9 protein-coding genes are annotated in these 13,575 nt (G+C 42.4%); 5 read left to right on the forward strand and 4 right to left on the reverse strand.

From position 1 onward, the window contains the following. Both AC3A14_RS14670 and AC3A14_RS14675 read left to right on the forward strand, forming a co-directional pair. The coding region (locus AC3A14_RS14670; RefSeq protein ID WP_318734565.1) for a DUF5331 domain-containing protein at window positions 1-451 on the forward strand (451 nt) is incomplete at its 5' end. A 32-nt stretch (window positions 452-483) separates the two neighbouring features. After that, the gene (locus tag AC3A14_RS14675) at window positions 484-1,887 is read left to right on the forward strand and encodes a ferredoxin:protochlorophyllide reductase (ATP-dependent) subunit N (protein WP_318734563.1); all 1,404 of its coding nucleotides are present in this window, start codon (window positions 484-486) and stop codon (window positions 1,885-1,887) included. Between the two features lie 128 nt (window positions 1,888-2,015). Here the strand turns inward: AC3A14_RS14675 and AC3A14_RS14680 are convergent, their stop codons facing one another. Further along, entirely contained in the window at window positions 2,016-3,113 is a 1,098-nt protein-coding gene (locus AC3A14_RS14680; protein WP_318734560.1) for a DUF4238 domain-containing protein, read from the reverse strand. Between the two features lie 250 nt (window positions 3,114-3,363). Between AC3A14_RS14680 and AC3A14_RS14685 the strand changes: the two genes are divergently transcribed. Together AC3A14_RS14685 and AC3A14_RS14690 are read left to right on the forward strand one after the other, a co-directional pair. Continuing rightward, a complete protein-coding gene (locus AC3A14_RS14685) occupies window positions 3,364-3,570 on the forward strand; it encodes a hypothetical protein (RefSeq protein WP_318702055.1) in 207 nt (68 codons plus the stop codon). A gap of 2 nt (window positions 3,571-3,572) precedes the next feature. Beyond that, window positions 3,573-3,839, forward strand: coding sequence for a type II toxin-antitoxin system RelE/ParE family toxin (locus AC3A14_RS14690; RefSeq protein WP_318702056.1), 267 nt, complete (start codon window positions 3,573-3,575; stop codon window positions 3,837-3,839). 135 nt (window positions 3,840-3,974) lie between these two features. Here AC3A14_RS14690 and AC3A14_RS14695 read toward each other — a convergent pair whose 3' ends face one another. Genes AC3A14_RS14695 through AC3A14_RS14705 form a run of 3 tightly spaced genes read right to left on the reverse strand, consistent with a single transcriptional unit; the run spans window position 3,975 to window position 10,750 of the window. Then, a complete protein-coding gene (locus AC3A14_RS14695; protein ID WP_318734558.1) occupies window positions 3,975-9,119 on the reverse strand; it encodes an nSTAND1 domain-containing NTPase in 5,145 nt (1,714 codons plus the stop codon). Further along, window positions 9,077-10,480: a P-loop NTPase fold protein gene (locus AC3A14_RS14700; RefSeq protein ID WP_318734555.1), complete on the reverse strand. Its 1,404-nt coding sequence runs from the start codon at window positions 10,478-10,480 to the stop codon at window positions 9,077-9,079. Before AC3A14_RS14700 ends, AC3A14_RS14695 begins: the two co-directional genes overlap by 43 nt. A gap of 48 nt (window positions 10,481-10,528) precedes the next feature. Next, entirely contained in the window at window positions 10,529-10,750 is a 222-nt protein-coding gene (locus tag AC3A14_RS14705; protein WP_318734552.1) for a hypothetical protein, read from the reverse strand. 389 nt (window positions 10,751-11,139) lie between these two features. On the opposite strand from AC3A14_RS14705, the gene AC3A14_RS14710 reads away from it, so the two are divergent. After that, window positions 11,140-13,104 (forward strand): CHASE domain-containing protein, encoded by a 1,965-nt coding sequence (locus AC3A14_RS14710; protein ID WP_487779043.1) that lies wholly within the window; start codon window positions 11,140-11,142, stop codon window positions 13,102-13,104. The last annotated feature ends 471 nt before the right edge of the window (window positions 13,105-13,575 follow it).

The following is a 13,575-nucleotide window of genomic DNA, read 5'->3' on the forward strand; positions in this document are numbered from 1 at the left end:
CCTATCCCACCCCAACTTCCCCAGTTCGGCCGGAAAAACAGTATCATGGCTCAACGAAACCCTTGCTATTGGATTGACTGCTGTGAGTATGGCTTTTTTCGATAACTTTACCGCTTCCATTCGCCAAAAATGGCTGGATTACTTTCAAGCCAATAAAGCTTGGTTGCTTCTGCAAATGGAAGTGAAGTCCAACAAAACGCCGGATGGGGGACGCAGACCGGCTTCTTCCCTGATTTTAGGGGTGGTGAATGCCCTAGAACCGAAATTGGGCAATTTGATGGTTCCGTTCTTCAAGCTCAATGCGGATGAAGATGCCTTAGTGGATGTGTTGGGTTTAAATTTTGACCCGGAGCGGGAGTTAAACCCCAATGGAGAATCCCCCGCCATTGCTTCTCCAGCGCAACCAACGGGCGTGTCTCGTTTGTTACCGGATGGAGAAGACGATCTTTGATGTTAACCGATTGAAAAAATAGGTTTATTCTGATGACTGTTGCACAACCGGAAACCAGTGCCCTCAATTTTGAGTGTGAAACTGGCAATTATCATACGTTTTGTCCGATTAGCTGTGTTGCCTGGTTATACCAGAAGATTGAAGATAGTTTCTTTCTGGTGATTGGTACGAAAACTTGTGGTTATTTTCTGCAAAATGCCATGGGGGTAATGATTTTCGCGGAACCTCGCTATGCGATGGCGGAGTTAGAGGAGGGCGATATTTCGGCTAAGTTGAACGATTATGAGGAATTGAAGCGGTTGTGCGAACAAATTAAGCGCGATCGCAATCCCTCTGTTATTGTATGGATCGGGACTTGTACCACCGAAATCATCAAAATGGACTTGGAAGGTCTCGCGCCCAAACTCGAAGCGGAAATTGGCATTCCCATCGTCGTTGCTCGCGCCAATGGTTTAGACTACGCCTTCACCCAAGGAGAAGATACGGTACTTGCAGCCATGGCTGCTCGTTGTCCGAAAACCGTGGAACAACCAGAAGAAAAAGAAGAGCGCAACGCCATTCAACGCCTCCTCACGTTTGGCAAGAAAAAGGAAGACGTAGCTCAAGAAGAATCAGAATATGTTGACCATCCGCCTCTGGTTTTATTTGGTTCGGTTCCCGACCCCATTGTCACCCAATTGACCCTAGAATTAAAGCGCCATGGAATCAAAGTTTCCGGATGGTTACCCGCGAAGCGCTATACCGAATTACCGGTATTAGAAGAAGGCTATTATGTCTCTGGAGTCAACCCATTTTTATCCCGCACTGCCACAACTTTAATGCGTCGGCGCAAGTGTAAGTTAATTGGCGCACCCTTCCCCATCGGCCCGGATGGAACCAGAGCGTGGATTGAAAAGATTTGTTCCGTCTTTAATATCGAACCCAAAGGATTAGCAGAACGGGAGCAGCAAATCTGGGAAAGTGTAGAAGATTATCTGCAATTGGTGCGCGGTAAATCGGTCTTTTTCATGGGCGATAATTTATTAGAAATTTCCCAAGCCCGGTTCCTGATTCGCTGCGGCATGATTGTCCATGAAATCGGCATTCCCTACATGGATAAGCGCTATCAAGGAGCGGAATTAGCACTACTGGAAAAAACCTGTCAAGAGATGGGAGCGCCGTTGCCGAATATTGTGGAAAAACCGGATAATTACAATCAAATCCAACGGATTTACGAGCTGAAACCGGATTTGGTCATTACCGGAATGGCTCACGCGAACCCAATGGAAGCACGGGGAATTAATACGAAGTGGTCAGTTGAGTTTACGTTTGCTCAAATCCACGGCTTTACGAACACTCGCGACATCCTGGAGTTGGTCACCCGTCCCCTGCGCCGGAACCATAATCTCAAGGATTTGGGTTGGGAGAAGTTAGTGAAGGAAGAAGCCAGGGTTTAGGCGATAATCCAGAAGCCGGGTTTCTCGAAGAAACCCGGCTTCTCTGCACTATCGTCAGATTTATAGCGATTTGCGCTTGTTTCAATCAAGCATCTAACTCTAATTCACCAATTTCTTTTATAATCCCTTCAGTCATACTTAGGGATTTCATATACAATCTTGACTCTATCTTTTGCATCAGAACAAATTTCGGGGTTTTCTATGCATATTTGCTTGGCAAGTTCAAATTCATTTTTTTGACAGTAGACAAATCGTTCACTGCAATAAACTTGAGCTGCGTTATATGCTAAGATCTCACTTGTACTTAAAGTTACTATCTTCCCGTCATGCTCAGTAGCTTTTGGATGTTTTTTGTCTCTCAAGATTAAAATAAACTTAGGGTTTAGAGGGAATAGAATTTCTACTCCCTCCGATCCATAGCCTGCGGAGTAAGGACTCCTTGCCACAGGATTGTCTGAGATATAAAATGGAATGTCTGTTTGATTAATTCCAAGTGACCACTTATGTCTTTGAAGAATTTTTGATAGATCGCCAACTCGTTTTTGGAAAGTTCCATAGTGACTTAAAGCGATTTGTTCATTATGTAGTTTATGTTGCATTGAAAGTACTGTAATAACAGACATCTCTGACGCTAATTTAAGTGAACTTACCGGAATATGAGGATAATATATTGAAATATTAAAAATAATTATTTTTAATATTTCACTTGCTTGACGTTCCGCAAAAAACTGATCTTCATGCCAACGATCTGTTTTTAATTTTATTTCTTGTATTGCTTTTCTAAATGCAGGTGTTCTTAGATATTGGGTGGACAAAACCTGAGACCATCTTTGCTTATCTCTTTTGTTAATTATTTTGTTTTTTTGAGAAATATTATTAGATTGCAAAATATCAGAAACTCTATTCTCAAAAGCGTTGTATATTGATTGCATTTTAACTTCATATTTTGTTAAATACCTGTCAAATTCTTTTCTACCTACTGATAAATTTACAATGTCACTTAATGTTTCTGGATGAATATTGTGGTCATCAAAAAACTTTTCAGATTCTATGGGGAAGTCATAAAATCCATTAGATGTGGCTACATTTTTTATGTTACTAAAATGTATATTTTCCTTCACTCTAAATTTATCGAACAAATATATTTTGTATTTTCCACTAGATAAGTTACTAAATTTTTTCAAATAAAAGCGAGGGACATAGTGCTGATTTGTTGTACTACCCATAAAAATTGATAAAATGATAAGTGTTTACAGGATGTAGCCTAATTGTAGCATATAGAATTGGAAATGGACAGATATCTAAATTTAGTATTAAGTTTTACTGTATTGTAGTTAAACTGCTGCTGCACAAAGGAGGGGATAGCCTCTCTCTAGAGTTTGCGACAGAGATCGCCTATACTAGAAGCAGCGAATGATGTGCGATCTCACCTACTCTATCTGACTAGAACATTAGTTTTTTGAGGTTCCCTAGAAAATGACCTTTAATGATGTTGTCGAAGTGGTTAAACAACTCTCTACGGATGAAAAAGAGGAAATGCAACTCTTACTGCAACAGTATATCCGTGAAGAGCGTCGCGATCTCATCACTGAAAATTTTAAATTAGCACAGCAAGAAGAACAACGTGGGGAACTCAAGTTTTCCTCAAGTATTAGCGAACTCAAACAAATGATTGAGCAATAGGGATGGAGGTTAGTTTTAGTTCCTCCTTCAAGCGTGCCTTTAAAAAACGGATCAAGGGAAATCCTGATTTAGAAGCTAGATTTTGGCAAAAATTGGAAGAATTTGTAATCGATCCCTTTACTCCAAGCTTGAGAACCCATAAATTATCTGGAAAACTGAAAGATTTGTGGAGTTTCAGTGTCGATTATGATGAGCGAGTCTTATTTTACTTTACAGAAGAGGAAACTGCTGTATTTATTGATATGGGTAGCCATGATGAAGTGTATTGAGTTGTACAAGGGCTTCGCCTCTTTCTGAGCTGTGGGGGAGCGATCGCCTATACTAGAAGCAGCGAATGACGTGCGATCGCTTTAAACTGTATTTGTCGCGTAAGGATAAAGTGTTGCATCAGAAGAGAGTTAGAATCAATCACACACAGACAGTCTCTCTTTTTGACCCGTGGGATTGTTCTCCAAATACCCTTGTAACCATTGACACCCGGTTTCTAAGAGCTGGTCGAGTTCCAATTGATCTAGATGCCATAGGGTGACTTGTCCATCTCCACCGACAGAAATTAGGGTTTTGCCATCGGAGGTAAAACTGAGTCCATTAATCGAACGATGGGAACTTGCAGTCAGCACATGCAATAAGGTTCCATCTTTGCGCCAGAGGCGAATGGTGTTGTGGCTGGCGGATGCTAACTGTTCTCCATCAGGACTAAAGGCAACACTGGTGACTGTGTTTCCCTCATGTTCCAGGGGTTCACCCAAGAGTTGTCCCTGTCGGTTCCAGAGTTTGACTCGGCTATCATAACTGGCAGTGGCGATCGCCTGACCATCAGGAGAAAACGTTACCCCCCACACCCCAGCTCGATGTCGCAGAGTTCCCACCTGAGTGCCATCCGTGCGCCATAATTTTACTCGTCCCTCATCGCTTGCCGCAGCCACAAGCTGACCATTGAGGCTAAAACTGACCCAATTAATAGCAGAACTATCCGTGAATAAAGTTTTCAATAACGTCCCATCTGTGCGCCATAACTTCACCCGATAATCCTTACTTCCCGAAGCAATATACTTTCCATCGGGACTGACGCTGACACTGAGAACCACATCCCGATGACCCTCCAACGTTTGCAGCAGCTCACCTTTTAGGTTCCAAACCTTGACTTGGCGATCGTCCCCTGCCGTCACCAACTGTTGACCATCTGGCGTAAAGTCAACCCCCCAAACCTGTCCCTCATGACCCTTCCAGGACTTTAGCACCGTCCCATCCGGTTGCCATAACGTAATCATGCCATAATCCCCGATCGTAGCAATTTTACTCCCACTCACACTCACCCCATTCAGCGGCCCACCCCCATCCCAGACCTCCATCAGGGACTTATTCAAGCGCCACACCTTCACCGACTTATCCAAACTAGCCGAAACAATGCGACTCCCATCAGGACTAAACCCCACCTTGGGAACCCAATGGGTATGACCAATTAAGGTTTTTTGCAAACTGTTATTATCCAACCCCCCCCAAATTTTAATAGTCTTATCCTTACTTGCCGTCACAAACTGTTTCCCATTCGGACTAAATCGTACATCTAAAACAGTATCTTCATGGGCTTCAATTTGCTTAAGAAAGCCCTCCTCAGTCCAAAAACTTACCGTCCCTTTTTTCTGTCCTGTTTCCTCATCAACGACCTGACCGGCAGTCGCCAAAAGTCCCCTTTCTGACCAACTCATGCTATATATTTCTTGCACTTCTGGCTCGCCCACAAAAGTTTTCACTAACGAGCCATCCAAACTCCAAAAGCGAATCTTGCCGTCAAAACTAGCCGTGGCAACCAACTGACCATCGGGAGAAAATACCACACTTAAAACAGGAAAATCATGGGATAAAGTAACCACTTCCGAGCCATCTTTACGCCAGACTTTTACGGTTTTATCTCGACTCGCTGAAGCAATCAAAGGATTCTTCGGGTCTTGATGAGCAGCGAGAGCAATAACTTGATCCCTATGACCTTTTAATTCCACATATTCTATCCGATCTAAGTTTGCCACCTTGCCTAAATCAGGAAACTTGCCTAAATTCCACAGTTTAATACTATGATCCCAACTGCCAGAGGCTAACCATTTTCCATCCTCCAGAAACACCAAACTGGTAATAATATCTTGATGACCGGGAATCGTGAAACCAGGCTTGCCTTGCTCATCCCAGATGCGAATGGTGCGGTCTTCCCCTGCGGTTGCAATTAGTTTACCATCGGGGCTAAAAGTGGCAGCATAAACCCCATCTTTATGCCCCTCTAAGCGATTTTCTTCACTAATTCTATAAACTGCATAGGATAGGGTTTTCTCAATTGTATCGGACACTGATTTAGGCAAAAATGGCGTACTTTTAATTTGTTCTCCCGCCTTCAGTCCGGTGGTTAAACCTTCAATTTCATTATTCAGTCCTACTAAAGCTTCAGAAGATGTCCCTAATGTTTTAATCTGATTAATCACCCCATTCCAGGCAAATCCCGCTAATCCTACGATAAAAAAGCCCGCACCCACTAAGAGCAAATTTAAAATCAACTTTCGCTGTCGTTCACTTTTTTTATGTTTCGCTTTTGCTTGGGCTAATGCGGTTAATAATGTTTTTTCTTGCCGCAAGTTTTCCAGAACGAGTTTTCCTTTCGATAAGCGTTTTTTCTCCTGGTCTATAGATTCTGATTCGGACGTAGAATGATTGGAATTAGGGATATAATCTTCCAAATCCTGTTGTACTACCTTATAGCGCTCTTCAGCGATTTGAGAAATGAGAAGATTTTCATCCCGTAAGGCTTCAATTTCTTTTTGATTTTGGTCGTTTTCTTCCTGAAGTTGCGATCGCTCCTGGTGAATAGCCTGTTGTTTCTGACTTTGGATAAACTCAACCAGATAATCATGAACCAACTGATACCGAGGTTCGGGTTGTTCGGGAATCGGATAGATTAAGCCCGATCCAAAGAAAATATCTAAAATTAGCTCTAGGGTTTCTGGAGCAAGATCGGAACCCATTTGGGCTAAAATTTCGGATTTTGTTTTTAATGGACGATTGTCATCTTCATCGATAAAAGTGTAAACTACTTTTCGGGCATGATACTCGTTCTTTTCTCCACAATCTGCAATCACAGACTCTAAAAAATTCTCGACTAATTTGTGCTTAGATTCGACTTGAAGATATTGCTCTAGTGTGGTAATGTTAAGCTCTTGAAGTTGAGAGCCAACAATTTGTAATTCAATTGGTCTGACTTCATTGGTTCCGACTGATAAATCATTGACTAAAGCCTCAATCAAATCATCATCCAGTTCAAATTGAGTCTTCTGAGTCAAATTTTTAATCACTTCAAAGGTATGTACTTTGGAAAAATTGCCCAAAGCATAGCGATTACTTTTATCGAGTAAATTACAGGCGATCGCCTCCAAGGATATATTTTGTTCAATTTCTAACAGATGATGCAAGTAATCTTCCCGAATTGAGAAAATAATTTTCAGCCCTGCTTGATTGATGCACTGTTCTAAAAACTGATAAAAGCGTTGTCGCTTTTCAGGCTCAGTACAAACAAAGAAAAATTCTTCAAACTGGTCAAAAATGAGTACTGTCAAGCCACTTTGATCGGCAGTTTGGTCGAAGATTTGTAGATAAGCTTCTGGGGTATAATCTGAGATTTCTCTCGGTGTAAATTGAAAGTGTTTTAAGGATTGATTGAGGGCTTTTCCCAAATTGACTATCCAATCGGAATATACGCGCATAACGACCGGAACTGGAATTTGATCTCCTAGAGTGGTTCGATGCAACGTGGGCACTAATCCTGCGCTGACAATCGAACTTTTTCCTACTCCAGAAGGGCCATGAATCACCGTTATTTTATAATCCGGACGACTAATCCGATAAAGGAGGTTTTGCACATCTTTTTGACGGTTAGAGGTAGAAATCGCTTCAGCGACTTCCCCAACCTGTGCATCAGTTTCTATGCGATTAGCCAAGAGGGGATTTAAGGCCTGTTGAGCGGGTCTTAATTGGGCTGCCCCCACAAAGGGACGTAATCCATACTGGGACTGGACTGAGCGCTGTTCTTGTTTGAGTAAAAAGGCTTCTCGATAACACTGTTCATCAAAATAGAGCGATCGCAGCCCTTTCAATAAGCGTAAATACCGGTGTGGATCATGGCGAGCATTGCTTTGGGTAATGGCATATTCTAGTTTATGTTTCGCTGCTGCTAACGTCTGATACGCCTGTTGATAGTGCTTCAAATGACGCAAACATTGGACTAATTGTAATTGAAATAACTGAGACCAGAGGAGAGGATATAATCCTTGTGGTAAAGGCGGGAAATCTTGGTCAATAGGTGGGTCTGCTGCTGAGTCTAAAATTGCCAAACACTGCTTTAATTGCTCGCGGGCTATTTCCAACTTTCCCTGTTCTAGGGCGAGTTTTCCTAAAAAACCATAATCGAGAGCTAACTGAATGGGTAAACCATACTGCTGATGCAAATCAAGAGACTTTTGGGTAAACTCTACAAGAGTTTCCCAGGCTTGTAAATGTTGCAGTACATCACTGACTTGTCCCGTCATTTGCGCCATTAAATCTTGCCGTTCAGCATCTTGAAAGCACTGTATAGCCTGATAGAAATAATGCCACGCCTGTTCCCATAATTGCTGATTTTCTGGGTTTTCTTGGGCGGGATAAAAGGAACAAAGTCCTAGATAGAAGAGCAATAGGCCTTGATGCTCTAAATTGGGCTGAGGGGATAACTGTTGTTCATAATTTAATGCAGTTTGATAAGAATCGATCGCGCCTTCAATCTGCCCTTGCATCAATCGATCGTGACCTAAAAGAATCGCTACTCTTGCTTCTAAACTGTCATCAAATACAGTTTCTCGGCGCTCCAGGGTAGAGAGCGCAAATTCTAATTCTGCACGATGTTGGCCGCATCCACCCTGTTTGGGAGAAATAAAAGACAGGGGAAATGCGAGCAGTTGTTTATGCTCGCGACTTAAGAGATTGTCGAGTAAGGTTTGTGCTTTCTGGATAATCAGGGTAGAGAGCGCTTCGGTGGTCAGATCGAAGGAGATGGGATTAGCGGCAAAGTTGGCAAAATCGGGTGCAAGTTGCAAAAATTGATGGAGTAGGCGATCGTTGACCCATAAAACGAGGGGACAGTTGAGTTGTTTGCGAAATTCATCCCGGATAACATTGGTGGAAATTAAGATATCTTCTAAGTTAATGACGGATTCTAGACCTAAGACCAATAATGCAGAGGGTCGATCTTTAGTTAGGGCAAAATCAGCTTTAACCGTGTGATATAAATGGTTAATGTCTGGGGATAATTGCAAGCATCGAAATGGGGGAATTTCATCCGTTATTTTTGGCGATCGCGCCTTCAATACCTCCGATAGCTGCTTTAATACCTTTTCTCGCAATTGGACATAGTTACAGCGTACTAAAATTAAGGAAAATTGCCCTTGAGACAGGGAAATAGCTCGGGCCAACTGTTTGAGGGCCCGTTCATTCTCTATGAAGTCGCAATCTTCCCACTGTTGTTCTGTGCTAACCATTGCTTGAACTTTTGATGCTCGTATAGGGCGGGATTGAGGGCAAACCAAGAGCCTTCAGCATCTCGGTACTCAAAGACAAACATACTGCGTAATAGGGTCAAGTACTCTAGGTCTCCTTGTACGCTTTGCTGATTGACCACTCGATACAAGAGTTCCCATATCTCATCGTTAATCGAGGTGGTTAAATAATCCCGACGGTCTCGAATGACTGTCTCTAGTATATCCCGTGAAAAGGGCGGGTCTTCTTGTTGCAGACAACTAAAGAGCATTCCCAAGAGGTTTCGCATGTGACCCCCACTGACTTCACAGAGCCTATCTAAGGTATCGGGGTGGTCAAAGAGTTCTAAAATACAGGCCTGTTGCTCTTCTAAGGGGCGATCGGGAAATGCACGGGTTAAGACCATATGCTGCAAGAGTTGCATCCCTTTGGGGAAGGGTTCTCCAGTGCGGGTTTTCACCGGAACCATGGGGAGAACTTTGGGAGTAATTCCTCCTCCAAGGCGGTTTTTTAGGGTTTCGCATTCACTGGAAAAAATCAGGGAGAGGGGAATCGTATAGACGAGATGACAGTCGAGTTGACGCAGTTGCGCACCTCGGTCAATGAATAGATATTCAGGTAAGAGTCGTCCAGTAGGCCCTGCTTGATTATGTACCCGGTCGAGGTTATCGATAATGACGACTAATCCTTTTTTCCCCTGACGCTTGAGTTGCGCTGTGGCGACTTGCAGGAGTTCTTGGTTGATGGCTTCTAAAATACTGGCGGTGCGGGGTTCGAGATAGTTGCGAAGACGATGGCGCAATTTTTGACTTTCTTTGGTTTTGGCGGTGATTTTGGCAATACCGAGGGGAAGGGAGAATTCTAGTTCGCCGCTACTGTTGGCGCTGATGTCTCCTACTCCAGGAATGGATGCTTCGGCGCTTAAGTCAATGGGCGTTTGCAGAAAGTCTACCGCGTCTTTGAGCAGGGTTTTGAACGTGCGCGGTTGCAGTTCGATAGAGCGTTGCTGTAAATGTTCGCTGACTTGACGGGCGATCGCCAATAAAATATCGGTAATGTCAATATCGCCCATATCTAGGTCTTCAGAGGACTCAAAGTAGACCACCTCGAAGTTTTGTTCCTCTAGCAAGGCTTTTAAGCGCAATAGTTCGGTGGATTTTCCGCATCCAATATGGCCGGTGAACAGTTGGCACGTGGGGCGATCGGGGGATAGGGTGATAATGGTACGACCCAAGGCTTTGACAATTTTGCCCCCCCGCACAGAAGAAAAATCAATATAATAGCGGCTATTGTCAGGATCGCCCAAGTCTAATGGTGCAGATGGATTGCAGGCTTGGTAAAATCGCCCTAAATCTAAAGTCATAAGTTTATGTATGGTGACGCGCTAGAGAATAGAAAATAGGCAATTGGGCTAACATCCTAACCAGGTACAATCCCCTCGTCCTCCCCGTTGATCTCTGGCTTCTGGATTGACCAAGGGTTTGATTCGATTCGGCTGACTCTGGTCTGAAGCCGAAAAAGAGTCCAGGGGTTGCTTGGACGAAAGGGGATAATCGGACCCATCGCTATAAAGAGGATTCATCCCTAAACAGAATACGATCGCGATCGGTACAATTCTACGATTGTTGAACATGATAACCTTCTCCTTCACCCCATTGAGCGGGGAGTTCTATAGAAACTCAGCTATGGTCTGAAGACCTAATTCACTATTCATCCCATTCCCTTGGACTTCAGGAAGACAGAATTCAGGTATTGTCTCTATATTTCCAAAAGACGATAAATCAAGTCTAAAAGTTCATCTTACTCATTACTCAAGGGTGAAAGTCATATATAATGTACATTTTGTCAAGTCCCAAATATGGACAGAAAGTAATTAAATCACACTATTTATGGACTACTCAAGGAAAGGTGAAAAGCTCCTTCCATTTTTCTTAACTTTCTGAGGGACAAAACTCAACTAGGGAACTATAATGAGAAAATTACCGCTTTTATTGAGATTATTTTTTAATAGTGCTAAAAACTTTGTTGTACTTCTTCAAACATTACAAAGCAACCGGTATTGTCGGTTTTATTGGGATTGCTATTTCAATTACAGCCAGCATACTGGTGTACCGATGGGAAGTGACTAAAGGTTTAGAGAAGTTTGAGCAACAATCGACCATTTTAGTCACTGAGCTACAAAGCAAGTTAGATAGCTATACCCAATTAACTCGCTCTATGGGTGCTTTTTTTAATGCTAGTTCAGAAGTAAATCAGAAAGAATTTCAAAATTTTTCTCAAACCTTGTTGCCCTACTATGATGGTTTGTTGGGGCTAGGCTGGGCAAAAAGAGTGGAAGCTCAACAACGGCAGAGCTATGAGCAGCAATTCTACGAGATCGTCGAATTAAGCGATCGCGGCGATCGGGTTGCAGCCGGCGATCGTACCATTCACTTTCCAACCACATATATCGAGCCTTTAGATGAACTGCAAGACTATCTTGGCTCCGACGCAGCAGCCGATCTCAAACGGTTGCAGGCCTTAGATCGGGCAGAATATTTGGAACTGAGCGTGACCACTCCATTAGTCACCCTAGAAAATGGCCAGCCAGGCTTTCTCATTTACTATCCAGTCTTCGATGAGAATGAGGTATTTCAAGGAGCGGTATTTGGCTTATACGAATTGCAAACTTGGCTAGAAGCAGCACTTTACAACCTCAATCTAAACAACATCGATTTTTATATCTATGGCCTACCCGAAGATCAGTTAGATTCAGCTTTAAATAAAACGAGGGTCAGTGCCAGTGAAGGATTTTTAATGGCCTATAAATCTGACAACGAAACCCTCACCCAATCTCCAGATGTAGCACAGTTAAGCAAACTAGAGTCTGGATTGGGGACATGGCGAGAGTCTAACCCCTGTCCCTATCAATCTCAATGGCAATTCTGTATTCGTTCAATGAATATGGATCGACAGGAACTTTCCCTGCTCGTCTTGCCCGCTTCCCCTCATTCCCTGTTGAATTGGCGAGCTGCAAGTGTACTGGCCTTAGGTTTATTGGGAACTGGTTCGTTAGTGATGTACTTATCAATTGCCACATGGACTCAATTAAATGTTGACACTAAAAATAAGGAGTTAGAAGAGTTATTACAAGAATTACAACAGGCTCAACTGCAATTAGTACAAACCGAAAAAATGTCCAGTTTAGGACGATTAGTGGCAGGAGTTGCCCATGAAATCAATAATCCAGTTAATTTTATTTATGGGAATGTACAATATGCAAAAACATATTTTGAAGATATTTTTAATTTGGTGTGTGAATATCAAAAAGAACATTCTGAACCCAGTGAAAATATCCAAGCTATGATAGAAGATATCGATTTGGATTTTCTTGCTGAAGATTTACCCAGCTTGTTAGATTCTATGCAGATAGGGACACAACGGTTGAAACAAATAATTTTATCATTACGGAATTTTTCTCGGTTAGACGAATCAGAAGTCAAAGCCGTAGACATTCATCTCGGTATAGATAGTACATTAATGATTTTGAATAGTCGTATCAAAGCTCAAGGTCAACGACCAGAGATCAAAATTGTCAAACAATATGGTTCTATTCCTCCAATTCAATGTTATGCCGGTCAGCTTAATCAAGTTTTTATGAATATTTTGAGTAATGGAATCGATGCTTTAGAGGAACACTTTACTGCACAGAAGAAAGAAGAGCAATCACCTACCATTGTCATTGAAACGTCTCAAGAAGATCGGGACTGGATTGCCATCAAAATCATAGATAATGGCCCCGGTATTCCTGCTGAATTACATTCCCGACTATTCGATCCATTTTTTACGACCAAGCCCATTGGCAAAGGAACAGGACTGGGATTATCAATTAGTTATAAAATTATTACTGAGAAACATGCAGGACATTTGATGTTTTCATCTATAGTGGGAAAAGGGACAGAATTCATCATAAAGTTACCCCTATCCCAGATTTTCTTACCTTCTTAAAAAAGATCTAAAGAGAGTGATTATACTCTCTCTTCTAAGTTCGGAACTCACGTGTATATTCCTTGATGTTTCTGAATAGTACGATATAGCCCTTCACGGTAGTCCATAGATAATAGGGTTGTGGTACATGGCTTTAAGAGTTTGATATTGTACTTCACAACATCACAAAGCGCTGTCATTAACCGAATAATCGCAATCTCGTCTCTTGACCAATCTTTGTGGTAAAGAATGGATCAAAAATGTTCTGTTGAATCTCCGAACGAATCCCTTAACCATTGTCTTTGAACACTTAAGGGGTGACAAGGAGGCTCAATAGTAGGGAGGGTGGAGGTAGATATTTAAGGAAGACTCTTCCTGGATCGGAGAATTTGTTCCAGCCACTAATGTGTCGATTCTCTAGATTATGGTACTCAATCTTTTCCAATTTCTGGGTTTCCTCATTATTCGCCCTATCTCCACTATCCCCGATCC

The organism is Roseofilum sp. (assembly GCF_982964205.1).